At 67.5% G+C, this 23,245-nt stretch carries 26 protein-coding genes; 16 read left to right on the forward strand and 10 right to left on the reverse strand.

The features are described from left to right. The first annotated feature begins 19 nt into the window (after positions 1-19). The 6 genes from ACO07K_RS04840 (at position 20) to ACO07K_RS04865 (ending at position 5,182) form a co-directional block, all read left to right on the forward strand. Positions 20-1,027 carry a S1C family serine protease gene (locus tag ACO07K_RS04840; protein WP_422034767.1) on the forward strand — a complete coding sequence of 336 codons (1,008 nt, stop codon included), beginning with the start codon at positions 20-22 and terminating at the stop codon, positions 1,025-1,027. An 81-nt stretch (positions 1,028-1,108) separates the two neighbouring features. After that, positions 1,109-2,065: an MBL fold metallo-hydrolase gene (locus ACO07K_RS04845; RefSeq protein WP_422034768.1), complete on the forward strand. Its 957-nt coding sequence runs from the start codon at positions 1,109-1,111 to the stop codon at positions 2,063-2,065. A gap of 67 nt (positions 2,066-2,132) precedes the next feature. Next, positions 2,133-3,719 carry an FAD-dependent oxidoreductase gene (locus tag ACO07K_RS04850; protein WP_422034769.1) on the forward strand — a complete coding sequence of 529 codons (1,587 nt, stop codon included), beginning with the start codon at positions 2,133-2,135 and terminating at the stop codon, positions 3,717-3,719. Between the two features lie 11 nt (positions 3,720-3,730). Then, a complete protein-coding gene (locus tag ACO07K_RS04855; RefSeq protein ID WP_422034770.1) occupies positions 3,731-3,949 on the forward strand; it encodes a DUF2783 domain-containing protein in 219 nt (72 codons plus the stop codon). After that, entirely contained in the window at positions 3,946-4,701 is a 756-nt protein-coding gene (locus tag ACO07K_RS04860; protein ID WP_422034771.1) for an SDR family NAD(P)-dependent oxidoreductase, read from the forward strand. The genes ACO07K_RS04855 and ACO07K_RS04860 overlap by 4 nt, the downstream gene beginning before the upstream one ends. Continuing rightward, entirely contained in the window at positions 4,691-5,182 is a 492-nt protein-coding gene (locus ACO07K_RS04865; RefSeq protein ID WP_422034772.1) for a GNAT family N-acetyltransferase, read from the forward strand. The genes ACO07K_RS04860 and ACO07K_RS04865 overlap by 11 nt, the downstream gene beginning before the upstream one ends. Positions 5,183-5,502: 320 nt before the next feature. On the opposite strand, the gene ACO07K_RS04870 is transcribed toward ACO07K_RS04865, so the two are convergent. Both ACO07K_RS04870 and ACO07K_RS04875 read right to left on the reverse strand, forming a co-directional pair. After that, the gene (locus ACO07K_RS04870) at positions 5,503-6,018 is read right to left on the reverse strand and encodes a thioesterase family protein (RefSeq protein ID WP_422034773.1); all 516 of its coding nucleotides are present in this window, start codon (positions 6,016-6,018) and stop codon (positions 5,503-5,505) included. Positions 6,019-6,026: 8 nt separating this feature from the next. Continuing rightward, entirely contained in the window at positions 6,027-6,539 is a 513-nt protein-coding gene (locus ACO07K_RS04875) for a thioesterase family protein (protein ID WP_422034774.1), read from the reverse strand. Positions 6,540-6,607: 68 nt separating this feature from the next. Between ACO07K_RS04875 and ACO07K_RS04880 the strand changes: the two genes are divergently transcribed. Further along, entirely contained in the window at positions 6,608-7,351 is a 744-nt protein-coding gene (locus ACO07K_RS04880) for an SDR family NAD(P)-dependent oxidoreductase (protein ID WP_422034775.1), read from the forward strand. Between the two features lie 9 nt (positions 7,352-7,360). Here the strand turns inward: ACO07K_RS04880 and ACO07K_RS04885 are convergent, their stop codons facing one another. Further along, positions 7,361-8,083 carry an alpha/beta fold hydrolase gene (locus tag ACO07K_RS04885; protein WP_422034776.1) on the reverse strand — a complete coding sequence of 241 codons (723 nt, stop codon included), beginning with the start codon at positions 8,081-8,083 and terminating at the stop codon, positions 7,361-7,363. Next, positions 8,084-8,599 carry an ankyrin repeat domain-containing protein gene (locus tag ACO07K_RS04890; RefSeq protein ID WP_422034777.1) on the reverse strand — a complete coding sequence of 172 codons (516 nt, stop codon included), beginning with the start codon at positions 8,597-8,599 and terminating at the stop codon, positions 8,084-8,086. Positions 8,600-8,699: 100 nt separating this feature from the next. Here ACO07K_RS04890 and ACO07K_RS04895 point away from each other — a divergent pair, with 100 nt between their 5' ends. Beyond that, positions 8,700-9,722 (forward strand): NADP-dependent oxidoreductase, encoded by a 1,023-nt coding sequence (locus ACO07K_RS04895; protein WP_422034778.1) that lies wholly within the window; start codon positions 8,700-8,702, stop codon positions 9,720-9,722. A 3-nt stretch (positions 9,723-9,725) separates the two neighbouring features. On the opposite strand, the gene ACO07K_RS04900 is transcribed toward ACO07K_RS04895, so the two are convergent. Continuing rightward, the gene (locus ACO07K_RS04900; protein ID WP_295140266.1) at positions 9,726-10,310 is read right to left on the reverse strand and encodes an HdeD family acid-resistance protein; all 585 of its coding nucleotides are present in this window, start codon (positions 10,308-10,310) and stop codon (positions 9,726-9,728) included. 106 nt (positions 10,311-10,416) lie between these two features. Between ACO07K_RS04900 and ACO07K_RS04905 the strand changes: the two genes are divergently transcribed. The 7 genes from ACO07K_RS04905 to ACO07K_RS04935 all read left to right on the forward strand — a co-directional run bounded on the left by ACO07K_RS04905 (position 10,417) and on the right by ACO07K_RS04935 (position 17,370). Beyond that, the gene (locus ACO07K_RS04905) at positions 10,417-11,256 is read left to right on the forward strand and encodes an NUDIX hydrolase (RefSeq protein WP_422034779.1); all 840 of its coding nucleotides are present in this window, start codon (positions 10,417-10,419) and stop codon (positions 11,254-11,256) included. A gap of 125 nt (positions 11,257-11,381) precedes the next feature. After that, entirely contained in the window at positions 11,382-12,824 is a 1,443-nt protein-coding gene (locus ACO07K_RS04910; RefSeq protein ID WP_422034780.1) for a hydroxymethylglutaryl-CoA synthase family protein, read from the forward strand. 81 nt (positions 12,825-12,905) lie between these two features. Then, positions 12,906-14,105: an acetyl-CoA acetyltransferase gene (locus tag ACO07K_RS04915; protein WP_422016042.1), complete on the forward strand. Its 1,200-nt coding sequence runs from the start codon at positions 12,906-12,908 to the stop codon at positions 14,103-14,105. A gap of 148 nt (positions 14,106-14,253) precedes the next feature. Beyond that, positions 14,254-14,715: a MaoC family dehydratase N-terminal domain-containing protein gene (locus tag ACO07K_RS04920; protein WP_422034781.1), complete on the forward strand. Its 462-nt coding sequence runs from the start codon at positions 14,254-14,256 to the stop codon at positions 14,713-14,715. An 11-nt stretch (positions 14,716-14,726) separates the two neighbouring features. Further along, positions 14,727-15,155, forward strand: a complete 429-nt coding sequence (locus ACO07K_RS04925) for a MaoC family dehydratase (RefSeq protein ID WP_422034782.1) — start codon at positions 14,727-14,729, stop codon at positions 15,153-15,155. Positions 15,156-15,245: 90 nt separating this feature from the next. Then, positions 15,246-16,070 (forward strand): SDR family NAD(P)-dependent oxidoreductase, encoded by an 825-nt coding sequence (locus ACO07K_RS04930; RefSeq protein WP_422034783.1) that lies wholly within the window; start codon positions 15,246-15,248, stop codon positions 16,068-16,070. Positions 16,071-16,161: 91 nt separating this feature from the next. Beyond that, a complete protein-coding gene (locus ACO07K_RS04935) occupies positions 16,162-17,370 on the forward strand; it encodes an FAD-dependent oxidoreductase (RefSeq protein WP_422034784.1) in 1,209 nt (402 codons plus the stop codon). Here ACO07K_RS04935 and ACO07K_RS04940 read toward each other — a convergent pair. After that, positions 17,367-18,170: an AraC family transcriptional regulator gene (locus ACO07K_RS04940; RefSeq protein ID WP_422034785.1), complete on the reverse strand. Its 804-nt coding sequence runs from the start codon at positions 18,168-18,170 to the stop codon at positions 17,367-17,369. The genes ACO07K_RS04935 and ACO07K_RS04940 overlap by 4 nt on opposite strands. 30 nt (positions 18,171-18,200) lie before the next feature. Here ACO07K_RS04940 and ACO07K_RS04945 point away from each other — a divergent pair, with 30 nt between their 5' ends. Then, a complete protein-coding gene (locus ACO07K_RS04945; protein ID WP_422034786.1) occupies positions 18,201-18,629 on the forward strand; it encodes a DUF2000 family protein in 429 nt (142 codons plus the stop codon). Here the strand turns inward: ACO07K_RS04945 and ACO07K_RS04950 are convergent. The 4 genes from ACO07K_RS04950 to ACO07K_RS04965 are packed head-to-tail and all read right to left on the reverse strand — an operon-like array spanning position 18,626 to position 23,137. Then, the gene (locus ACO07K_RS04950; protein WP_422034787.1) at positions 18,626-19,822 is read right to left on the reverse strand and encodes an MFS transporter; all 1,197 of its coding nucleotides are present in this window, start codon (positions 19,820-19,822) and stop codon (positions 18,626-18,628) included. The two genes, ACO07K_RS04945 and ACO07K_RS04950, sit on opposite strands and share 4 nt — an antisense overlap. A gap of 13 nt (positions 19,823-19,835) precedes the next feature. Next, positions 19,836-20,207: a nuclear transport factor 2 family protein gene (locus ACO07K_RS04955; RefSeq protein WP_422034788.1), complete on the reverse strand. Its 372-nt coding sequence runs from the start codon at positions 20,205-20,207 to the stop codon at positions 19,836-19,838. A 27-nt stretch (positions 20,208-20,234) separates the two neighbouring features. Next, positions 20,235-22,049 carry a patatin-like phospholipase family protein gene (locus ACO07K_RS04960; RefSeq protein WP_422034789.1) on the reverse strand — a complete coding sequence of 605 codons (1,815 nt, stop codon included), beginning with the start codon at positions 22,047-22,049 and terminating at the stop codon, positions 20,235-20,237. Continuing rightward, the gene (locus ACO07K_RS04965; protein ID WP_422034791.1) at positions 22,046-23,137 is read right to left on the reverse strand and encodes a M14 family metallopeptidase; all 1,092 of its coding nucleotides are present in this window, start codon (positions 23,135-23,137) and stop codon (positions 22,046-22,048) included. Before ACO07K_RS04965 ends, ACO07K_RS04960 begins: the two co-directional genes overlap by 4 nt. Positions 23,138-23,245 lie beyond the last annotated feature (108 nt).

Consider the following 23,245-nt stretch of genomic DNA (forward strand, 5'->3'; position numbering starts at 1 on the left):
TGAGCGGATGGCCCGAGGGTTGAACGGTTCCGCGAACGGGTCGGGCCATTGGCCGCCCCCCGGCGACGAGGGCGTCGTCGCCCGCACCCCCGGCGGCGGCTCCAACCTGCCGCCTCCAGTCGCGGCGGCGCTGCCTGCCGTGGTCGGCGTCAAGACCACCATTCCGGAGAGTCGCCGCTCGGCGCAGACTTTGGGCACGGAGCGTGAAGGTCACGGCATCGTGGTCGACGAGGAGGGGCTCGTCCTGACCATCGGCTATCTCATCATGGAAGCCGACACGGTCACGATCACCGACATCGACGGCAACGAGACGGCCGCCCGCATCGTCGGCTACGACTATGAAAGCGGCTTCGGCCTCGTGCGGACCGAGAGTCCGGTCCCGCTGAAGCCGATGCCGTTCGGCGATTCCGATTCACTGATCCTGCGCGGCGAGGCCTATGTCGCAGGCCTGGGCGGCGAGAAGGCAGCACTGAAGGTCAAGGTCGCTGGCCGGCGCGAGTTCGCCGGCTACTGGGAGTATCTGCTCGACAGCGCCATCTTCACCGTGCCGGCCTATCCGCTGTGGGGCGGCTCCGCCCTGATCGGCCAGGACGGCGCGCTTCTCGGGGTCGGCTCGCTGCTGGTGCAGGAGGCGCTGGGCCCGGGATCGCCAGCCTTTCCCGGCAACATGTACGTGCCGATCAACCGGCTGAAGCCGATCTTCGAGGAACTGGTCTCCACCGGCCGCCTGTCGACGCCGCCGCGCCCCTGGCTCGGTATCTATACGGTCGAGCATATGGGCCAGCTCGTGGTCGGCGGCATTTCCGACGGCGGGCCCGCCGATCGTGCCGGCCTGCAACGCGGCGACATCCTGCATGCGCTGAACGGCGATGTGCTCGACGATGTCGGCGACTTCTATCGCAAGCTCTGGGCGATCGGCCCGGCCGGCTCCGTCGTGAATCTCCGGATGGAGCGCGACGGCGACGCTTTCGATGTCAGCGTCCGCACCGGCGATCGCTCGACCTATCACAGATACGGCAGCGACTGACCCGCCTGTGAATAGCCACGCTTTGACTCAGGGCCGGCGCGCTGCCTAGGTTCGCGTCAAGCGACAACGGGGGAGACATCGATGGCCAAGGCGTTCGCCTCGCAGGCGGATATGACCGACAAGAAGATCACCTTCAGTCGTCTGTCCGAGCACGCCTATGCCTTCACCGCGGAGGGCGACCCCAATACCGGCATCGTGGTCGGCGACGATGCGGTCATGGTGATCGACGCGCAGGCGACGCCCAAGATGGCCGAGCAGGTGATCGAGCGCATCCGCACCGTCACCGACAAGCCGATCAAGTACGTGGTGTTGTCGCACTATCATGCCGTGCGCGTTTTGGGCGCCAGCGGCTACAGCCCTGAGCACATCATCTGCAGCGAAGCCACGCGCGACATGATCGTCGAGCGCGGTGCGCAGGACTACAAGTCCGAGCTGCAGCGCTTTCCGCGGCTGTTCCAGGCGGCGGAGACCATTCCCGGCCTGACCTGGCCCACCATCACCTTCGCGGACCGCATGACCCTGTGGCTGGGCAAGCTGCAGGTCGACATCATCCATGCCGGCCGCGGCCATACCAAGGGCGACACGATCGTCTGGTTGCCCGAGGAGCGGACCCTGTTCAGCGGCGATCTCGTCGAGTATGGCGCGACGCCCTATTGCGGCGATGCCCACTACAAGGACTGGCCGGAGACCCTGCAGAAGCTGCGCGACCTCAAGGCCGAGGCGCTGGTGCCCGGCCGCGGCGATGCGCTGATGGGCGAAGGCCCGGTCGAGGAGGGGATCGCCGGAACCCAGGCGTTCCTGAGCGATCTCTACAAGGTCGTGGAGAAGAGCGCCGAAGCCGGAGACTCGCTGAAGGTGGCCTACGACAAGGCCATGACGGCGCTGCAGCCGCGCTACGGCAACTGGGTCATCTTCGAGCACTGCATGCCGTTCGACGTCAGCCGCGCCTACGACGAGGCCAAAGGCCTCGACCATCCGCGCATCTGGACCGCCGAACGCGACATCGAGATGTGGGCGGCGCTCGAAAAGGTGGACTGACGATGATGGCTTTGGAGCGCGCCACTCCAGTGGCGCATCATGAGCGCCACTGGAGTGGCGCGCTCCGATGAGTTCCTACACCTATCGACATTACGAGTATCGAAAGCCGCCTGAACTCGACGGTAAGCGCACGCGCCGGCCGGTCGTGATCGTCGGCGCCGGCATGGCCGGGCCGACGCTGGCGCTGGCGCTGGCAAAACGCGGTGTGCCATCGGTCGTGCTCGACGAGGACGACACGGTGAGCCTGGGCAGCCGCTCGATCTGCCAGGCCAAGCACAGTCTCGAAACCTGGGATCGGTTCGGCGTCGCGAGCCGCATGGTCGAAAAGGGCATCACCTGGGAGCAGGGCGAGCTCTATCTCCACGACAGGCCTGTCTTCCGCTTCAACCTGCAGCCCGAGCCCGGCCACAAGTTCCCGGCCTTCGTGAACCTGCAGCAATATTACGTGGAGGAGTATCTCTTCGAGCGCTGCCTCGCCGAGCCCCTCATCGAGATGCGGTTCCGCAACAAGGTCGTTGCCGTCACGCCGGCCGAGGAAGGCGTCACGGTCGAGGTCGAGACGCCGGACGGGGGCTACGCGCTCGACGCCGAGTGGCTGGTCGCCTGCGACGGCGTGCGCAGCACCGTGCGGCACCTGATGGACCTGCCCTATCCCGGCGAGGTCTTCCACGACCGGTTCCTGATCTCCGACATCCGGCTGCTGAGCGAGCTGCCCAAGGAACGGCGCTTCTGGTTCTATCCGCCGTTCCACCCGACCAACTCCGTGCTGCTGCACCGCCAGGCCGACAACGTGCTGCGCGTCGACTTCCAGCTTGGCCCCGACGCCGATCCGGAAGAGGAGAAGAAGCCGGAGAACATCGACCGGCGCCTGCGCCAGATGTTCGGTCCCGAGGCGCGCTGGGAGCATGAGTGGACCAGCGTCTACACCTTCACCTGCCGGATGATGGAGCGCTTCGTCCAGGGCCGGGTGATCTTCGCCGGCGACGCCGCGCACGTCGTCTCGCCGTTCGGCGCGCGCGGCGGCAACGGCGCCATCGCCGATGTCGACAATCTCGCCTGGAAGCTGGCGATGGTTCTGCGGGACGCGGCGCCGGCATCGCTGCTCGACAGCTATTGCAGCGAGCGTCGCGCCGCGGCGCAGGAGAACATCCTGAACTCGACGCGCAGCACAGACTTCATCACGCCCAAGTTCGCCGCTTCGCGCGCCTTCCGCGACGCCACCCTCTCGCTGGCGCGCGACTTTCCCTTTGCGCGTGCGCTGATCAACAGCGGTCGCCTCTCGGTGCCGACCGCGCAGCCGGGCTCGCCGCTCGACACGCCGGACGCCGATGCGGACTGGTTGCGCGGGCCGGGACCCGGGCGGGCGATGCTCGATGCGCCGGTGGGGCGGGACGGCAGCGGCTGGCTGCTCGATCGACTGGGGCCGGACTTCACGGTGCTGACCTTCGGCGGCACGGACATGCCGACCGGCGACCTTCCATCCGGTGTGACCTGCGTGCGCATTGCGGGCGACGGGCTCGCCCGCCAGCGCTACGATGCGCGGCCGGGCGCGACATATCTGATCCGGCCCGACCGCTATGTCGCGGCCCGCTGGCGCAGTTTCGATGCGGCGGCGATTGCGGCGGCAGTCACGCGGGCCACGGGCAACGGCTGAAGGAGTTTGCGATGGCCGAGATCACGACCGGTGCCCTGCGCCGCACGCTCAATCTCGCGCGCCCCGACGATGTCTACAACGCGATCGTCGACGCGCATCGCGGGCTCAACGACGAACAGTGCCGCGCCTTCGATGCGCGGCTGATCCTCCTGTTGGCGAACCATGTGGGCGACGAGGCGGTGTTGCACGAGGCGCTGAGAGCCGCGCGCGAGACGATGGAGGACGCATGAAGGACACGCTCAAGGGCCGGCTGGCGCTGGTCACCGGTGCGGGACGGGGCAACGGCGCCGCCATCGCGCGAGGCCTCGCGGCGGCCGGCGCGCGCGTCATCGTCACCGACGTCGATCTGGATGCTGCACGTGCGATCGCCGACAGCATCGTCAAGGCGGGCGGCGAGGCGCGCGGCCATGCGCTCGATGTCACCGACGCGGAGAGCTGCACGAAGCTGGCGCAGGACGTCTCGCTGCTGGTCGGCCCGATCAGCATCCTGGTGAACAATGCCGGCATCTTCCTGCGCGGCGGCTTGACCGAACCGGACGGCCGGGCGCGCTGGGAACGCACGATGGAGGTGAACGTCCAGGGGCCGTTCAACGTCACGATGGCTTTCGTGGAGCAGCTCAAGCACACCAAGGGCAGCATCGTGAACATTGCCTCGATCAATTCGTTCGTCGCGCCGGCCGGCAGCGGCGTCTATCCGGTGTCGAAGGGCGCCCTGGCCCAGTTCACGCGGGCGCTGGCGACCGAGTTGGCACCCGACGGCGTGCGGGTGAACGCGCTGGCGCCGGGCATCATCGCCACCGCGATGACGGAGGTGACTCGCGCCGACCCGAAGAAGCTGGACGGCTTCCTCGCCCACGTGCCGATGAAGCGCGTCGGGCAGCCCGAGGAGCTGGCCGGGCCGGTGGTGTTCCTGTGTTCGGAGGCGGCGAGCTACATCACCGGCGCCATCCTGCCGGTCGATGGAGGCTATCTTGCCGTCTGATCCCGAGAAGCTCGTCGTGCGGATGGCCACGGTCGCGGACGTCGATACGCTGCATCGCTTCTCGGTCGATCTGGCGACCTACGAGGACGAGCCCGACGCCGTGGGCTCGACGCCCGAGACCCTGGCGCGCGACGGCTTCGGCGAGAACCCGCAATTCGGCGCCCTGATCGCCGAGCGTGGGACAAGGCCAGTGGGCTTCGCGCTCTACACGTTCAACTATTCGGTCTGGACCGCGGCACGGGGCATCTTCATCGAGGATATCTGGGTGGTGCCCGAGGAACGTCGCGGCGGCGTGGCGCGCGCTCTGATGCAGGGCCTGGCCCGCGAATGCGAAGCCAAGGGCTACAAGCGCATCGACCTCAACGTGCTCGACTGGAACCCGGCGCGCGGCTTCTACGAGCGCCTGGGCTATCGCTGGATCCGCAACTGGCTGCCCTATCGCCTCAGCGGCGAGGCCCTGTCGAAGCTTGCGGGCAAGTAGAGCCTCCGAACGCGATCGAAACACGCCTCCAACCTCGCCCTGAGGAGCGGTCCGCAGGACCGCGCCTCGAAGGGTGGGCACAAGCACACTGTCCGTTGCCCATCCTTCGAGACGGCCCTTCGGGCCTCCTCAGGATGAGGTGGTGTGGGTGAGGTTGAAGTGGAAAGGCGCAAGTCCAGGCGCCGATCGGCGCGGTATCTTGGTACCGCATTTGGTTCAGGGCGAGTCCGTTTCAGTTGTTTCGGATATTTCGATTATTTCGTTCATGAGCCCGTATCGGAGGGGCAGGCGAGGCGTGGTCGGGAACGCCTCGCCAACCGTCATCGCTTGGTGAGTCCCATCACGCGGCCGGCCTTCGCCGGCTTGGGCAAGACCTTGTGGGTCTCCCAGATGGCGTCGAGCCGCTCGGTCACCGGCACCGGCCAGGGGCCGGACCGCCGCGTCTCGTAGTCGATGTTCATCACGATCGTCTCGTTGGTGGCCGCCAGATAATCCTGCTCGGCATGATACATCTCGTGGAAGAGATGGACCTTCTTGGCGTCGCGCGCGAGCAGCTGGGTGGTGAAGCGCAGCGGCGCGCCCTCGCGCAGCTCGCGGTCGTAGGTGACGTGGGTCTCCAGCACGAAGGTCATTCCGAGTTTGCCGTCGACGTAGCGGCGGCCCAGTCCCATGTTGCGCATGAACGCGCCGGAGGCCTGGTCGAAGGCGGTGACATAGAAGGCCACGTTCATGTGACCGTTCCAGTCGACCCATTCCGGAAGGACGGTGGAGCGGTGGGTGTCGAGCGGGGCGCGGGTGATCAGTTCGGGAAGTTCGTACGGCAGGGACTGAAGCATGGACGCTGTTACTTCTTCTTGATTCCGATGAGGCGGCCGGCCTGGGCCGGGCGGGGGAGGGCTGCGTGGGCCGCGGCGAGCTTCTCGATGCGCTCCATGGCGAAGTCGGGCCACGGGGCCGAGCGGCGGGTCTGATAGTCGATGTTCATCAGCATGAGTTCGTTGGTGGCGGCGAGATAGCCTTCCTTCGCATGATACATCATGTGGATGTAGTGGATGCGCTTGGCGTCGTGGTCGAGGATCTGCGTGGTGATGCGCAGCTCGTCGCCTTCCTTGACCTCGCGATCGTAGGTCACGTGCGCTTCGAGCACGAAGGTCATGCCGATCTTGTCGCGCGTATATTCCCAGCCGCAGGCGAACTGCTGGCAGAGCGTGTCGGTCGCCTTGTCGAACGCCACGACGTAGTAGCCCACGTTCATGTGGCCGTTCCAGTCGATCCAGTCGGGCAGCACGGTGGCGGGATGTCGATCGAGCGGCGCCCGAAGGTCGAGATCGATCATGGGGTATGGAGCTAATTTCATGCGATCGACCGTAGCGAAGGGGCCTTAGGCACCGCAAGTTCCGTGCAACGGCGTTGCGAGGAGCGAACATGGCGAAGAAGACGAAGGCGGTTGTGCTGGGCGTGGGCGCCGAGCGCGGCCTGGGCGCGGCCGCGAGCCGCCGCTTTGCGAAAGAGGGCTATCACGTGCTGGTCGCCGGCCGCACCGGACCCAAGATCGACAAGGTCGTGCAGGGCATCCGCGAGGCGGGCGGCGCGGCCACCGCGGTCGTGGTCGACGGCACGAAGGAGGACCAGGTCGTCGCGCTGTTCGACAAGGCGATGGCTGACGACGCGGACGGCGCGCCCGCCGACCTGCTGGTCTTCAACATGGGCAACAACGCCGCCGTCGATTTCCGCGAGATGACGGCGCAGCATTTCGAGGACTCCTGGCGGGTCGGCTGCTTCGCCGGCTTCCTGTTCGGCCGGGAAGCCATGCGCCGCCTGGCGCCGCTGGGCCGCGGCACCGTGATCTTCACCGGCGCCTCGGGCTCGCTGCGCGGCCGGCCGCGCTTTGCCGCCTTCAATGCCACCAAGGGTGGGCTTCGCCTGCTGGTGCAGTCGATGGCGCGCGAGTTTGGGCCGCAGGGCATCCATGTCGCGCACGCCATCATCGATGGCGGCATCGCGGGCGAACGTCTGCTCTCGCGCATGCCCGACCGAGTCGAGAAAGCCGGGCCGGACGGTCTGCTGAACATCGACGCGATCGCCGACAGCTACTGGCACCTGCACCGCCAGCATCGTAGCGCCTGGACGCACGAGATCGACCTGCGCCCCTACAAGGAGCCGTTTTAAGAAAGCCGACTAAAGCGGAACCGCCAGCAGTTCCGCGGCCACCAGGTCGGGCGCCGAAAGGATGCAGTTGTGGCCGGCCTCGATCGAGCGATACCGGACATGCGGCATCGCCTGGACCTTCTCGTGCATCCCGGCCGACACCGGATAGCGCGGCTTGGTGCAGGCGATGTAAGTCATCGGGCGGCCGTTGCCGGCGGGATGATGGAGTGTGATCGGCTTGGTGTAGCAGGCGACGGGGTGCGGCGTGAGATGGCTGTGGGTCCAGACAGCCAGCTCGGGATCGTCGATGATCAGGCTGCCGACCGGCGCGAAGGGCAGCACCTCGGTGTCGTTCACGACCTTTATCAATTTCTTCCGCTTGGCCACGATCTCGGGCGGGATGCGCCCGAAGATCGACTGGCCGTCGGTCGCGATGCCGCCGTCGACGATGACGAGATGGCCAATGCGGTCGGGGATGCGGTCTGTGACCAGCGTTGCGATCAGGCTGCCGAAACTGTGGCCGACCAGCACGATGTCGCGCAGGTCTTCCTTCTCCAGGGTGGCGATCGTGTCGGCGAGGAACACGTCGTTGTCGAGTTCGGGCGAGAGTTCCGCCGCGCGCTCGCCGATGCCGCGAAAGGGCAGGGCGCGGGCGTCATGGCCCGCCGCCGCCAGGCGCTCGATGACGAATTTCCAGGACCAGGCACCCATCCAGGCACCGGGAAGACAGACGTAGGTACGGGACTCACTCATTCAGCGCGCGCCGGCGGCCTCCAGGATCGAGGCGATCTCGAGCTGGCCGCGCTGTCTTGCGTGACCCAGCGGCGTGACGCCCTGGTTATCGGGAAGATTGACGTCGGTACCGTGCGCGAGCAGCAGGCGCGTGATCTCGATATAGGCCGGCCCGCCGTCGCCCAGGATCACCACTTCGAGCAGGGCGGTCCAGCCGAGCCGGTTCACATGGTTCACGTCGATTGCGGTCTTCAGCAGCTCGCGTACCGTCTCGACATGGCCGTGATGGCAGGCCGGGATCAGCGCCGTCCCGCCATAGCGGTTGGTGCTCTTGAGGTCGGCGCCGGCCTTCAACGCAAGTTTCAGAATTTCCAGCCACCCCTCGGCGCCGGCCAGCAGGAAGGCGCTGTCGCGCTTCTCGTCCTGGGCGTTGACGCTGGTGCCGGCGGCGATCAATCGGCGCGCGGTCTCGACGTCGTTGCGTTGCGTCGCCGCGATCAGGGCGCGTTCGTCTTCGGTGAGGGTGTGGGCTGTCACGGCGCCACTCCATAGCAGAAGGAGGAGGGCCAGGACGAGGCGCAGCGTTTCGCGGGCTTTCATCGGCGTGATACCGTGCCGCAAACCAACGGAGTATGCCATGGCCACCAATCGTCGCGTGCTGCTGAAGTCGCGTCCGCAGGGCGAACCGACACTCGCCGATTTCGAGGTCGTCGACCAGGCGATCCCCGAGCCCAAGGACGGCGAATATCTGTCGCGCACGATCTGGCTGTCGCTCGATCCGTACATGCGGGGCCGCATGGCGGAGGCCAAGGGCTACGCGTCGAACGTCAATCTCGGCGACGCGATGGTCGGCGGCACGGTGGGCCAGGTCGTCAAGTCCAAGAACCCGCGCTTCAAGGAAGGCGACTATGTCGTCGAGTATGCCGGCTGGCAGAGCTACGCGGTCTCGACCGGCGACATGTCGATGAAGCTCGATCCCGACGCCGCGCCGCTCTCGACCGCGCTGTCGGTGCTCGGCATGCCGGGCATGACCGCCTGGTGGGGCTTGATGGAGATCGGCAAGCCCAAGGCCGGCGAGACCGTCGTGGTGTCGGCGGCGTCCGGTGCCGTCGGCTCGGTCGTCGGCCAGCTCGCCAAGCTCAAGGGCTGCCGCGCGGTCGGCATCGCCGGCGGCAAGGAGAAGTGCGACTACGTCGTGAACGAGCTGGGCTTCGACGCCTGCGTCGACTATCGCGCGGCCGGCAGCAACCTGTTCAAGGAGCTGCGGGCCGCGGCGCCCAAGGGCATCGACATCTACTTCGAGAACGTCGGCGGGGCGGTGCAGGCGGCGGTCGTGCCGCAGCTCAACGACTTCGCGCGGGTGCCGCTCTGTGGCCTGATCTCGCACTACAACGAGATGCAGATGAGCCCGGGTCCCGACTGGCGCCTGCTGCTGATCAAGCGCGCCACCGTGACCGGGTTCATCGTCTCCGACCACTTTGGCCAGATGGCCGACTTCTGGAAGGAAGTGCCGGCCGCGGTGAAGGCCGGCAAGATCAAGTATCGCGAGGATGTCGTGAAGGGCATCGAGAACGCGCCCGAGGCCTTCATCGGCCTCCTGAAGGGCCGGAACTTCGGCAAGCTGCTGGTGCAGGTCGCCGAGGATCCGACCCGGAAGTAGGCCTCAGGCGGCGGGCCGGTTCTTCAGCGCCAGGCCCATCGTCACCCAGCCCGAGCCGATGAAGATCAGGTCGATGCCGAGGAAGATGCCCAGCACGAAGAAGCTGGAGGCCGGCCACTGGGCGATGATCATGGCGCCCAGCAGCAGGGTCACGAGACCGGACACGACGACCCAGCCCCACGGCTTGCCGGCGGACTTCATGCTGAAGGCGAGGAAGATGCGCAGCACGCCGCCGGCCACGAGCGCCGCGCCCAGCATCAGCGTCAGGATGGTGGCCGCGGCGAAGGGGTTGCCGATGGCGATGACGCCGGCGCCGACATAGAGCAGGCCGAGCAGCATCCAGACGGCGAACTTGCCCCAGCCCTTGACGCTGAAGGCCGCGACGATTTCCGCGACGCCGCCCATGATCATCATGATGCCGACGATCATGACGGCCGAGGCGGTCGCGGCGACGGCGCTGCCGAGCGCAATGAAGCCGGCGATCAGGAACACGACGCCCAGGGCCACGATCCATCCCCACTTGGCGCGCAGGACCTTGAGGCCTTCCGCGAGATTGGGAGGAAGCGGCGTATTGGTGGACATTGTCATGGCGTTGCTCCTTCAGAGCGGAATGGACAATGTCAGGATACACCCGCCCAATGGCACTGTCGCTGGTTGTATGGGAAACTTCAGTGTCACAGGAATGCAGGAAGAGATGACCGAACCCAAGAAAGAGGGCGCCGCGCCGCGGCCCGCCACCACCGTGCTGCTGCTGCGTCCGTCGCAGCCAGGCGACGCCGCATCGCCGCTGGAAGTGTTCATGGTGGTGCGTCATCACCAGATCGATTCCTTCTCGGGCGCGCTCGTGTTTCCCGGCGGCAAGCTGGAGGAGGCCGATGGCGACAAGTCGCTGCGGGCGCGTTGCGGCGGCGCCGACAAGATCGACGATGCCGAGCTCAAGTTCCGCGTCGCCGGCGTGCGCGAGGCCTTCGAGGAATGCGGCGTCCTGCTCGCCCGCAAGCGCGGCCAGCGGGCGCTGATCGGGGCGGCCGACCTGAAGGGCATCGAAGAGCGCTGGCGCGCCAAGCTCGCCAAGGACGAGGCCAGCATCGTCGACATGGTCGAGGCCGAGGATCTGGAGATCGCAACGGAGTTGATGACACCCTACGCGCACTGGATCACGCCGACCTTCGTGCCGAAGCGATTCGACACCTGGTTCTTCCTGGCCGAGGCGCCAGAGGACCAGATCGCCCTGCACGACGGGTCGGAATCGACGGACTCGGTCTGGATCGGACCTCAGGAAGCGATCGAGGAGGGGAAGGCCGGCAAGCGGACGCTGGTCCACGCCACGACCAAGAACCTCGAACTCCTGGCCGAGGGCAAGACGGTCACGGGCGCGATCGCCGCGGCCGGCGCGCGCAAGATCGTCACCGTCCAGCCCTGGGTCGAAGAGAAGGACGGCAAGAAGTTCCTGCACATCCCAGAGGGCGCGGGGTACCGCAACCTCGTGCGCGAAATGCCGGCCAGCGGCGGAGTTCCGCAGACCGGAAGATAATTCCGCAAATTGCGCTGCGGCGAAGAAAAGCGGCTCGCCCGGAATGGGCGAGCGCGCTAAGAGCGACCCCATAAACGCTCGTTCATGAACCGACTTCGGTCGGACCAGGTGGAGGAAGAAGAACGATGGTCGGAATCGTGGCCTATGGCGCTTATGTGCCGCGCCTTCGTCTCAACCGTCAGGCCGTCTATGACGCCAACAAGTGGTTCGCCGCCGGCCTGCGCGGCCTCGCCAAGGGCGAACGCTCGATGGCCAATTGGGACGAGGACTCGATCACCATGGCGGTCGAGGCGTCGCGCGACTGCCTGACCAGCCACAAGGCCGAGGATGTCCGCAACATCTACTTCGCCTCGACGACGCATCCGTTCAAGGATCGCCAGAATGCCGGCGTGATCGGCACGGCGCTGAACGTCGAGCAGAACCTCTCGGCCACGGATATCGGCGGCTCGCTCAAGGCCGGCACGTCGGCCCTCATCGCCGGCCTCAACGCGTCGAAGGAAGGCGCGCCGACCCTGGTCGCCGCCGCCGACAAGCGGATGGCCCGCGTCGCCTCGTCGAACGAGTTGAACTACGGCGACGGCGCCGCGGCGCTGCTCTGCGGCACCGAGAACGTGATCGCCAAGCTGATCGGTCATCATTCGGTGTCGATGGATTTCGTCGATCACTTCCGGGGCGACGAGTCGGACTTCGACTACGGCTGGGAAGAGCGCTGGATCCGCGACGAGGGCTACTCGAAGATCGTGCCGCCGGCGATCAAGGCCGCCCTTGCCGCCGGCAAGCTCAACGGCTCGGACATCACGCACTTCATCATGCCGAGCCTGATGCCGGCGGTGCCGAAGCAGATGGCCAAGATGGTGGGCATCGGCGAGGGCGCGGTGCGCGACCTGCTCGGCGCGACGCTGGGCGACACGGGTGCCGCCCATGCGCTGGTCATGCTGGTCGACGCGCTGGAAGGCGCCAAGGCGGGCGACAAGATCATGGTCGTGGCTTTCGGCCAGGGTGTCGACATCCTGGTGTTCGAGGTCACGGCCGAGAAGGACAAGCTTCCCGCGCGCAAGGGCCTGTCGGGCTGGATGGCGCGCCGGAAGGAAGAGAAGAACTACATGAAGTTCCTCGCCTTCAACGAGATGCTGCCGATCGACAAGGGCATGCGCGCGGAGTTCGACAAGAAGACCGCGCTGTCGGTCCTGTGGCGCAAGCGCGACATGATCTACGGGCTGGTCGGCGGCAAGTGCAAGGTGTGCGGCACCGTGCAGTTCCCGCGCAGCCAGGTCTGCGTCAATCCGAACTGCCATGCCATGGACAGCCAGGACCCCTACGCGATGGCCGGGCTGGAATGTTCGGTGATGTCGTTCACCGCCGACTCGCTCACCTATTCGCCGGACCCGCCGGCGTATTACGGCATGATCACCTTCCCCGAGGGCGGGCGGTTCATGGCCGACTTCACGGACAGCGACAAGGATCAGGTGAAGGTCGGCGCCAAGATGCGCATGACCTTCCGCATGCGCGACAACGACCAGATGCGCGGCGGCTTCAAGCGTTACTTCTGGAAGGCGACCCCGGTTTAAGCCTGTCGGCTCGGTTCGCCTTCCCGGTTCAAGAGTTTCGTTAGTCTCAAGAGTTCAACCTCACCACCAAGGAGACCTGCAATGGCTCGTGGTATCAAGGACAAGGTCGCTATTCTCGGCATGGGCTGCTCGAAGTTCGGCGAACGCTGGGACAGCGGCGCCGAGGAGCTGATGCTCGAAGCCTACAAGGAATGCCTGAAGGACGCGGGCATCGACCAGAACCAGCTCCAGGCGGCCTGGTTCTCGACCGCCATCGACGAGGTCCATGTCGGCAAGTCCGGCATTCCGCTGTCGATGACGCTGCGCCTGCCCAACATTCCCGTGACGCACGTCGAGAACATGTGCGCGTCGGGCACCGAGGCCTTCCGCGGCGCCTGCTACGCGGTCGCCTCCGGCGCCGCCGACTTCGCGCTGGCGCTGGGCGTCGAGAAGCTGAAGGACACCGGCTACGGCGGCCTTCCCGGCGGCCGCGGCGGCCCGCTGCAGGTCCTGTGGAACGCCAATGGCACCGCGCCGGGCAACTTCGCCCAGCTCGCCACCGCCTACATGACCGCGCACGGCGTGTCGGGCGAGGACCTCAAGAAGGCGATCGGCCACGTCTCGTGGAAGAGCCACCAGAACGGCGCCAAGAACCCGAAGGCCCATCTGCAGAAGGCCGTCGAGATGGACACCATCCTCAACGCGCCGATGATCGCCTCGCCGCTCGGCCTGTTCGACTGCTGCGGCGTGTCGGACGGCGCGGCCGCGGCCATCGTGACGACGCCCGAAATTGCCAAGGCGCTGGGCAAGAAGGACATCGTCAGCGTCAAGGCGCTGCAGCTCTCGGTCTCGAACGGCTCCGAGTCGGGCCACAATTCGTGGGACGGCAGCTACTTCCACACGACCCGCATCGCCTCGAAGAAGGCCTACGAAGAGGCCGGCATCAAGAGCCCGCGCGACGAAGTGTCGATGTTCGAGGTCCATGACTGCTTCTCGGTCACCGAGCTGGTGACCATGGAAGACCTGCACATCTCCGAGACCGGCAAGGGCTGGAAGGACGTGCTCGACGGCTTCTACGACGCCGACGGCAAGATCCCCTGCCAGATCGACGGCGGCCTCAAGTGCTTCGGTCATCCGATCGGCGCCTCGGGCCTGCGCATGCTGTACGAAATGTACCTGCAGATCCAGGGCAAGGCCGGCGCCCGCCAGCTCAAGGACCCGCGCATCGGCATGACGCACAATCTCGGCGGCGCGCCGCGCGAGAACATCGCGAGCGTGGCCATCGTCGGCCGCTACGAATAACCCGCACCTTGTCATCCCGAGGCGCAGCCGAGGGACCTTTCGCTCGAGGTAAAGGTCCCTCGCTTCGCTCGGGATGACAGTGAGCGCTTGGCGCCCTCTCCGTGCAAGGCGAGGGCGTTTTATTTTCGCGTTTGAGGAGGAGACATCCATGGAGCTCGACAAGAAGCTCATCGGCCACGAGTTCGCGCCGTTCACCGCCACCGTCGAGGCGGGCAAGATCAAGCTGTTCTGCAAGGCCATCGGCGAGGAAGACCCGATCTATTCGGACGAGGCCGCGGCCAAGGCAGCGGGCTACCCCGGCATCACCGCGCCGCTTACCTTCCTGCGTGCCCTGCAGGCCGACGATCCCAACAAGGGCGGGCTGCTGCGCCTGCTCAATGTCGATATCGGACTGATCCTGCACGGCGAGCAGCACTTCGAATACTACGCGCCGGTCGTGGTGGGCGACGTCGTCACCTGCCAGGAGAAGGTGGTCGACATCTACGACAAGAAGGGCGGCGCCCTTTGGTTCGTCGTCCAGGAAATGGAGATGAAGGACCAGGCGGGCAAGCTGCTGGCCAAGGGCCGCGGCGTCACCGTCGTGCGCAACCCCGACGCGGCGAAGAAGTAAGGGAGGCACTCATGGCAACTGCGACCGCTCCGAAATTTGCCGACGTGAAGGTCGGCGACGAACTCAAGCCGCTGGTGCTGCCGCCGATCAGCCGCCACCAGCTCGCCCTCTACTGCGGCGGCTCCGGCGACCACAATCCGATCCACGTCGATCTCGACTTCGCCAAGAAGTTCGGTTTCAAGGACGTGTTCGCCCACGGCATGCTGTCGATGGCCTTCCTCGGCCGTCTCGTCACCTCCTGGGTGCCGCAAAAGCAGGTCCGCGGCCTCGGCACGCGCTTCACCTCGATCACCTGGGTGGGCGACGTCATCACGGTTTCCGGCAAGGTCACGGGCAAGCGCGAGAAGGACGGCGAGACGCTGGTCGATCTCGAGGTCAAGTGCACCAACCAGAACGGCCAGGACACGCTTCAGGGCACCGCCACGGTCGCGCTCAACTAGGACCAGGAGGAGCGCGCCACTCCAGTGGCGCATCATGCTCATGAGCGCCACTGGAGTGGCGCGCTCCCATGCAAGCAAGAGGAGAACGACGTGGGTCAGATGGATGGCAAGGTGGCGATCGTCACCGGTTCGGGACGCGGCATCGGCAAGGAGATCGCGCTGCGCCTGGTGCGCGACGGCGCCAGCGTGGTGATCAACGACATCGACGACGCGCCGGCGGAAGAGACCGTCGCCGAGATCGTGAAGGCAGGCGGCAAGGCGGTGGCCTGCAACGGCGACGTTTCCAAGCCCGACTTCGGCGATCGGATCGTGAAGGCGGCCGTCGACGCGTTCGGCGATTGTCACATCGTCGTGAACAATGCCGGCTACACTTGGGACTCCGTCATCCAGAAGATGACCGACGAGCAGTGGTACGCGATCCTCGACGTCCACCTGACGGCACCGTTCCGCATCCTTCGCGCCTTCCAGCTGCATTTCAAGGACGCCGTCGAGAAGGAGCGGGCCGAGGGCAAGCGCGTCGTGCGCAAGGTCGTGAACATCTCCTCGACCTCGGGCGTCAACGGCAATGCCGGCCAGTCGAACTATTCGGCGGGCAAGGCCGGCATCGTCGGCCTGACCAAGACGCTGGCCAAGGAGTTCGGCCGCTACGACGTTACCGTGAACGCCGTGGCCTTCGGCTACATCCAGACCCGCCTCACCAAGCCGCTGGCCCAGGGCGAGACCGGCGAGATCGAGGTCCAGGGCCGTACCGTCAAGATCGGCGTCCAGGGCGGCCGCCTCGCCGCGCTGAACCAGATGATTCCGCTGGGCCGCGGCGGCCTGCCGGAGGAAGCGGCCGGTTCGGTTTATCTTTTCTGCAGCCCCGATAGCGATTATGTCAGCGGCCAGTGCCTCGTCGTGAACGGCGGCCTCTGAGCGCCGCTCGACGAAACAACGGATCGAGGGGTGGCCTGCGGGCCACCCTTTTTCGTTGTATGGGGTACAGAGGCTATGAGGGTGGAGCGCGTTGGGGTCTCTTGAGATCGGTATCGTGGGCTGCGGCATTGCCGGGCAGGCTGCGGCAGGCTTCCTGGCCGATGCCGGACATGTCGTTACCGTGCTGGAACGTTTCGAGCAGCCGCAAGCTGTAGGCGCCGGGCTTCTGCTGCAGCCCACCGGCCTTTCGGTCCTGCGCGGGCTGGGGCTCGAGCAGGAGGCGGTCGCCGCCGGCGCGCGGATCGACGGAATCCTGGGCGAAAACCAGTGGGGCGTCCGGGTCATCGACCTCGCCTATGGCGACCTGCATCCGGCGGCGTTCGCGCTGGGCATTGGCCGTTCGCCCCTGTTCGACCTGTTGCACCGCCGGGTCCTCGGCGCGGGGGCCCGGCTGGTCACCGGCGTCGAGATCGTGGACGTCGAGCGCGAGGGCGCCCGGGCGGTTGCCCTCGACCGCAAGGCCCGCCGGCACGGTCCCTTCGACCTTCTGGTGGTCGCGGATGGGGGGAACTCCGCGCTGAGGCCCCGCGTGTTCCCGCGGGCCCGGGCACCCGTGTATCCGTGGGGCTGCATCTGGGCCACCGTGCCCGACACCCATGCGTTCGGCGCACCGGGCCTGCTGCGCCAGCGCTTTTGCGGCACGGCGGAGATGCTGGGCCTTCTCCCCAGCGCAACCGACCGGCTCACCCTGTTCTGGAGCCTGCCCACCGCCGAGTTGGAGGCCGACCGGCCGCCCGATCTCGCGGCGATGCGGCGCAAGGCCCTGGCGCTCTGGCCGGACGCGGCTCCCATCGTCGAGCGCGCGGTCGAAGCCGGCGCGTTCGCACGCGCGACCTACCGCCATGTCTCGCTGCCACGCTGGAACGAGGGGCCGGTCCTGTTCATCGGCGATGCCGCACACGGGACCAGCCCGCAACTCGGCCAGGGCGCCAATCTCGGCCTGCTCGACGCCCATGCGCTGGCCCGCAGCCTGGCCGAGGCCGGCGACGTGCCGCAGGCGATGAAGCAGTTCGCCGCGCGGCGGGGACCGTCCAATCGGTTCTACGGAACCGCCAGCCACCTGCTGACGCCGTTCTTCCAGTCGCATCACGATCTGCTCGCGATCCCGCGCGATCTCGTCCTGCACCGTGCCTGCCTGATCCCGCCCGTCCGGCGCATGCTGACGGGTGCACTGGCGGGCCTTCGCCGCGGCTGGTGGGCGGCCGACACCCTGGATACCGACGGCCGCTATCCGCTCTAGCTGCGTCGCGACAGGACAGCCCAGCGGCCCGGCGTGACGCCGAAGCGGGCGGAGAAATGCCGTGTGAGATGGCTCTGGTCGGCGAAGCCCGCGGCGGCCGCGGCGTCCGACAGGGGGCTGCCCTCGACGATCAGGGCCTGCGCCCGCATCAGGCGCCGGCCGACCTGGTAACGATGGGGCGAGGTGCCGAAGACCGACCGGAAATGACGAGCGAGAGTGAAGCGGTCGAGCCCGCTCACCCTCTCCAACTCGCCGGACCCCACGACACGATGGGATTCGGCCACCAGGAACTCGCGGGCCAGCCGCACGGCGCGAACGGCGACGCTGCCACGTCCCCGGCGGGGGCCGCCGTCGCCCCGCCGCGCCAGGAGATCGGCGAGGCGGCCGATCGTGGCGTCGATCGCCAGCGGCTCCAGAGGCTGCGGGAAGTCGACGAAGGCTTCCTCGATGACCCTCGCCGTCTCGGGATCGTGTCCGACCGCCTCCGCGACATGGGGCGGGCTCGCGCCGTCGAGCGCCTGGGAGATCGCAGCCGGATCGAGATAGAGCATGCGATAGGCGAAGGCGCGGCCCTCGCCGGCATGGCCGTCATGCGCCTCGTCGGGATGCAGGACCAGAACCTGCCGCGCCCGGCTCACCCGCAGGCTGCCGCGATAGTGGAACTGCTGCACGCCATAGAGGGTGAGGCCGATCCCGTAGGTCTCGTGCCGGTGCAGGTCGTAGGCATGGCCGCCGAACCGCCCTTCGAGGCGCTGCAGGCCGGAGGCCGGTCGGTCGAGGCGGATCTGGTCGAGGGTCATGCACGAACGTTCAAGACGATGGGGGGCACCATGCCCCATATCGGGGGCATGATCTACGAAACCAAGACGGCCCTGGTGCTGCGCAAGGATATGCCCGCCTGGCAGATGGCCAATGTCGCGGCCTTCCTGGCGGGCGGCCTCGCCGGCACCCATGCCCCTATGATGGGGGAGCCTTATCGCGACGCCAGCGGCCGGGCCTACACCGCGCTGATCCGCGAGCCGGTCTTCGTCTATGGCGCGACCCTCGAGGAGCTTCGGCGGACGCACCAGCGGGCGCTGTCGCGCGAACTCGTGCCCGCGATCTACATCGAGCCGATGTTCACCACGACCAACGACGCCGACAATCGCGCGGCGGTGGCCGCGGCCCCGGTCGATGCGCTGGACTTCGTCGGCATCGGCGTGCACGGGCCGCGCAAGGCCGTCGACAAGGTGGTCAACGGTCTGAAGTTCCTGGCTTAGCCAGGGCGCCGCCCGCGCATCAGGATCAGGGCGGAGGCCGCGAGGTTGAGCCCCATGCAGACCGCCAGTGGCACGCCGTAGCCGCCCGAGGCGTCGCGCAGGACGCCCAGCAGGCCGGGCCCGAAGGCGTAGAGGGTCTGCATGACCGCCGTGGAGAGGGCGACGATGGCTGGGAAACGATCGGCCGTGAATTCGCGCTGCACGATCATCGGCGACAGGGTGATGATGTTGCCGACGGCGAGGCCATAGGCGGCACAGGCGCCGTAGACCGCAAGCGGGGTCTCGACGAATTCCAGCACGGCGATGGCGCCGGCCTGCACCAGGAAGCAGATCGCCGAGGCGCGGCGCGGTTCGAGGCGGTCGATGACCAGCCCCAAAACGATGCGGCCGGCCAGCGCCGTCACGGCATTGATGCCGACGGCGAAGGCGGGGTCGATCGCCAGCCCGCTGGCGGCCGCACGGGAGGTCACCAGCGGCACGAGATGGGTGAGGAAGCCGACCTGGGACGTCAGCACGAGGGCGAACGGCGCGGCGATGCTCCAGAAATGCCACTCCCGCAGGGGGGCCAGCCGATGGAGCCGCACCGTCGTCGGCTTGGGCGAGAGGGGGCCCCTGCGAACGAACAACGCGACGGCACCGGCGGCCAGGACGATGCCGGCGGCCACCAGCAGCCGCTCGGCCGTGGCGAAGCCCAGCGCCGGGATGGCCGCCAGCAGCACCGGCGTGACGACGAGGCCGGCGAGCGTCGCGCCGCTCAGCGCGAGATTGAGCGCGAGGCCGCGCTTGCGATCAAACCATTGCCCGACCGTGGCGGCGATCGGCGCCACGCTGGTGGCGTTCCAGCCCGGCGCCATGACGACGTAGAGTAGGACGAGCTGCCACGGCTCGGTGACCGACGGCAGGAGCATGAGTGCTGCCGTGGTGGTCGACAGGCCGGCCAGGAACACGGCGCGCGGCCCAAATCTGCCGATCGCTTCGGCGATGCGCGGCAACAGCAGGGCACCCAGCAGATAGTGCGCGGTCACGACCGACGAGATGAAGCCGGTCGACCAGCCGCGGGCGCGCTGCAGTTCGACGAGGTAGATGCCGTGGGCATAGAAGCCGAAGCCCCAGGCGAACACGGCCGTCACGAAGCAGGCGAAGACGACGCGCCAGGCGGCCGGCGATGTGTCCGCAGCCACGTTCAGCGACATGGTGGGCGCACGTTCAGGAACGGCTGACGTGGGCCGAGACGCAGCGCCAGCCCTCCGGCCGCAGCTGCCAGTCGTCGGTGTACCAGCCGGCGCCCGTGCTGCCGTCGGGCCTGGTGTAGCTCGTGCGGGCATGAACGATGGCGAAGGAACCCAGCAGCCGGATCTTCACGTCGTGCTCGCGCAGGTCCTTCACTGCCGAACCGCGGCCGATCTGCGCCAGGAACGCGGCGCGCTCGATCAGGGTACCGTCGGGATTTGTATTGTGGAAATCGTCCGACAGGTGCCGCTCGAACCACTCGACGTCGGCTTCGCCGACCGAGCGCACGTAGTGGTGATTGAGCTGCTTCAGGGTCTCGATCTGCCGTGCCGTCGACTCATCCGTCATGGCGTTTCCTTTCCTTGCCGGTTGCCCTCACGACACGAAGAGACGAACGCCGACCGGCAGCGTGCGGGCCTTTTCGAGAGCCTCCATCGTCGTGCGGTAGCCGAGCTCGATCGCGGCGTCGAAGCTCGTCCAGTCGAGCAGGTCGATATGGGTCATGGGCGGCACGATCAGCAAATCGGCGGCGGCGCGATCCTCGGCCGCGCGCGAGGTGCTGGCGACCAGAGCCGAGCGCAGCAGGATGCGCACGATCGAGGGGATGGGCAGCATCTCGTTGCGCTTCCAGACGAGGCGCCGGAAGAACTGCCACGCCGACCAGGGCTCCATGACGCCTTCGCCGGCGGACAGCGCGCCGCCGGTGTCGATGTCGACGCCGATCGTCACGCCACGCCCCAGCCGCTGCATGGCGCGCACGGGAAAATTGTCGATGACGCCGCCATCGACATGGACTTCGCCCGCCTCGTTGAAGGGCGGCATCACACCGGGAATCGACACCGACGCGCGCAGCCAGCGCCACAGCCGCCCGACCGTATGGATGTCGGCCCTGGAGGTCGTGAGGTTGGCGGTCATGCAGTAATAGGGGAGGATCAGATCCTCGATGTCCTTCTCGCCGAAGGCCATGCGCAACAGGCGCGTGACCCTGCGGCCACCAAACAGCGAGATCAGCGGCACCGTGTAGTCACTGAGCGGATTGTTGTCGACGAAGGCGCGGCGGAAACGCGCGTCGAGTTCCTGGTCGCTCCAGCGCGAGGCCACGCCGGCCGCGACGATCGCCCCCATGCTGGTGCCGCCCACCAGGTCGATCGGCACGCCGCACTCGCGCAGCGCCTTGACCACGCCGATATGCGTGAAGGCGCGCGCGCCGCCGCCGGCCATGACCACGCCCACCGCATGACCGGTGAGGGTGCGGGCCAGCCGGTCGATGTCGGCATGGATGTCGAGACGGACGTGATGGTGGTTGCCGTAGAGGCCGCCCGCCAGCAGAGGCGCGGTCGACCCTGCCTTCGGCTCGTGACCTTCGTGCAGCAGCACCAGTTCGCGGCGTCGGTGGAACACCGCGCCGCTCTGCGCCGTCTCGATCTCGAAGGGCACCCGGGTCGGCGCGTCGTTGTCGGCGTTGCGCATCACGACCAGGCAGTCGGCCTGGCGCAGGCAAAGCTCGGTCCAGGGCGTCAGGGTCGGATCGGCGCGGTAGAGCACGAACGAGGATTCCATCTCGCAGCGCGCGAACCATTCGGGCTCCTGGTCGAGCGATTCCGAGCCCAGCATCTGCACCTGGGTGCCGATGCGGCCGAGCGCATTCGCCAGCATCACTGCGAACCGCGCCGAGGGCACGTCGGGGCCGCTCGGCAGCAGCGCGAAGGTGCGCGGCTGGCGGCGGGCACCGCCCGCGTCCTGCGCATTGCGCGCCACGACGCTGCGCATCAGCGCCGGCAAAACCTCGGGATGGTTGGAGGTGAGAGCGTGGAAGCTGGTCTGGGGCAGCCGCCAGACCTCGCTGTCGCGCAGCGCCGCCACGCTGCGCGTACGCTTGCCCTGCGACAGGAGCGACATCTCGCCGACGAGGTTGCCCGGCGGGATCTCGGCGATCAGCACGGGCTCGCGGGAATCGCCGGCCTCGTAGTGCCGAAACACCCCGAGCGAGCCGCTCGTCACCACATAGACGGCGTCGGCCGGTTCGCCCTGGCGGAACAGCGGCGCGCCGCCGGGCAGGACCAGCAAGGTGAGCTGGTGCTCGACGGCGGCCAGGGCTTCGGGGGCGAGGTCGGCGAACAGCGGGGTCTGCTGCAACACCTTCTGCAGACGCAGCCGGGCGGTGTCCTCGCTCGGCACGGCGAGGCTCATCCCCCGGTCATTCCCTTCAGGGCCCAGCCGATGGTCTGGTCGGCGCGCGTCCAGACCATCTCCCGCCATTTGTCACCGGCGGGGAAGAAGCGCTCCTTCATGTCCGCCTTCAGGGCGCGGCCCTGCGCCGAGCTGAGGTCGCCGCGATGATGCAGCCAGTTGTCGGCGCGCACCGCGTTCAGCACCTCCGGCACCGTGTAGGTGCCGTATTCCAGCGCCACCGGTGTCACCTCGGCATCGGGCAGCTCCTGCGGGAAGGCGTCGGTCATGACGCCGACCACCACCGCCGAGGTCGACGTGCCGCCTTCCGGCGAGGTCATCTCGTCGCCATACCAGGCCTTGGCGCGGCCGAACGACTTGGCGGCGGGCGACACCGCGCAGATCAGTTCGCCATGGCCGAACGGGCCGAGACCGGTGTGGAAATCGATGATGCCGACGCGCCTGGCCTGCGAGAGTTCCTCGCGGGCGATGGCGCGGATCGTGCGATTGCTCCAGGTGGGCGCCGTGCCGCCGAAGAAGATCCCGTCGGGGTGCATGTACTGGCCGCCGCTGATCGCGCTCTGCAGGCCGAAGGCACCGTGCTTCTGCGCATAGGCCGCGAACACGCGTTCGGTTTCGGCCGCACTCGCCTCGTTCCACTCGACCGGCAGGACCGCGTCGGCGATCTCGAGATAGCCGTCGTTCCTCGGATAGCCCTTGTCGTGGTCGACGAAGTTGCGATTGAGATCGACATTGTCCTCGGTGACGCGGCGCGTCCACGCGAAGCCATAGGGGTTGAGCGCATGGATCAGCAGCGCACCCGTGTCGGGCGGCAGCTTCGCCGGACCACCCGAGCGCATCCACGCGATCTCCGCGCCCGATCCGCAATGGCCCTCGACTCCGTGCGTGCCGGCGATCAGCACCAGCATGTTCGCGGCGTCGGCCGGCCCGAACCGGGCCGTGTCGAGGAACAGCCTCTCGCCGTTGGGGCCGCGCGCCTTCGGATTGAGCCAGGACCGCAGCGCGCCGCCGGCTTCGGCGGCGGCGCCGCAGAACTTGGCGCGCGCCTCGGCATAGGTTTCAGAGAAGCACTCGGACACTGAGAACATGCATTTCCTCCGGCCGGCATCGTAGCCGGTTTGGCGACGAGGCGGAAAGCATGTCGGACAACAATGCCTCACCCTGAGGAGCGGTCCGCAGGACCGCGTCTCGAAGGG

The sequence above is a fragment of the Reyranella sp. genome (assembly GCF_965228225.1).
Classification (GTDB): Bacteria; Pseudomonadota; Alphaproteobacteria; order Reyranellales; family Reyranellaceae; genus Reyranella.

Coding starts and splice junctions, on each gene's coding strand:
- ACO07K_RS04855 (WP_422034770.1), top strand. CDS start 3,731: ATGGCCGAGATCACGACCGGTGCCCTGCGCCGCACGCTCAATCTCGCG.
- ACO07K_RS04925 (WP_422034782.1), top strand. CDS start 14,727: ATGGCAACTGCGACCGCTCCGAAATTTGCCGACGTGAAGGTCGGCGAC.
- ACO07K_RS04920 (WP_422034781.1), top strand. CDS start 14,254: ATGGAGCTCGACAAGAAGCTCATCGGCCACGAGTTCGCGCCGTTCACC.
- ACO07K_RS04915 (WP_422016042.1), top strand. CDS start 12,906: ATGGCTCGTGGTATCAAGGACAAGGTCGCTATTCTCGGCATGGGCTGC.
- ACO07K_RS04940 (WP_422034785.1), bottom strand. CDS start 18,170: ATGACCCTCGACCAGATCCGCCTCGACCGACCGGCCTCCGGCCTGCAG.
- ACO07K_RS04955 (WP_422034788.1), bottom strand. CDS start 20,207: ATGACGGATGAGTCGACGGCACGGCAGATCGAGACCCTGAAGCAGCTC.
- ACO07K_RS04950 (WP_422034787.1), bottom strand. CDS start 19,822: ATGTCGCTGAACGTGGCTGCGGACACATCGCCGGCCGCCTGGCGCGTC.
- ACO07K_RS04910 (WP_422034780.1), top strand. CDS start 11,382: ATGGTCGGAATCGTGGCCTATGGCGCTTATGTGCCGCGCCTTCGTCTC.
- ACO07K_RS04885 (WP_422034776.1), bottom strand. CDS start 8,083: ATGAGTGAGTCCCGTACCTACGTCTGTCTTCCCGGTGCCTGGATGGGT.
- ACO07K_RS04860 (WP_422034771.1), top strand. CDS start 3,946: ATGAAGGACACGCTCAAGGGCCGGCTGGCGCTGGTCACCGGTGCGGGA.
- ACO07K_RS04900 (WP_295140266.1), bottom strand. CDS start 10,310: ATGACAATGTCCACCAATACGCCGCTTCCTCCCAATCTCGCGGAAGGC.
- ACO07K_RS04945 (WP_422034786.1), top strand. CDS start 18,201: ATGCCCCATATCGGGGGCATGATCTACGAAACCAAGACGGCCCTGGTG.
- ACO07K_RS04965 (WP_422034791.1), bottom strand. CDS start 23,137: ATGTTCTCAGTGTCCGAGTGCTTCTCTGAAACCTATGCCGAGGCGCGC.
- ACO07K_RS04960 (WP_422034789.1), bottom strand. CDS start 22,049: ATGAGCCTCGCCGTGCCGAGCGAGGACACCGCCCGGCTGCGTCTGCAG.
- ACO07K_RS04845 (WP_422034768.1), top strand. CDS start 1,109: ATGGCCAAGGCGTTCGCCTCGCAGGCGGATATGACCGACAAGAAGATC.
- ACO07K_RS04875 (WP_422034774.1), bottom strand. CDS start 6,539: ATGAAATTAGCTCCATACCCCATGATCGATCTCGACCTTCGGGCGCCG.
- ACO07K_RS04850 (WP_422034769.1), top strand. CDS start 2,133: ATGAGTTCCTACACCTATCGACATTACGAGTATCGAAAGCCGCCTGAA.
- ACO07K_RS04905 (WP_422034779.1), top strand. CDS start 10,417: ATGACCGAACCCAAGAAAGAGGGCGCCGCGCCGCGGCCCGCCACCACC.
- ACO07K_RS04870 (WP_422034773.1), bottom strand. CDS start 6,018: ATGCTTCAGTCCCTGCCGTACGAACTTCCCGAACTGATCACCCGCGCC.
- ACO07K_RS04895 (WP_422034778.1), top strand. CDS start 8,700: ATGGCCACCAATCGTCGCGTGCTGCTGAAGTCGCGTCCGCAGGGCGAA.
- ACO07K_RS04880 (WP_422034775.1), top strand. CDS start 6,608: ATGGCGAAGAAGACGAAGGCGGTTGTGCTGGGCGTGGGCGCCGAGCGC.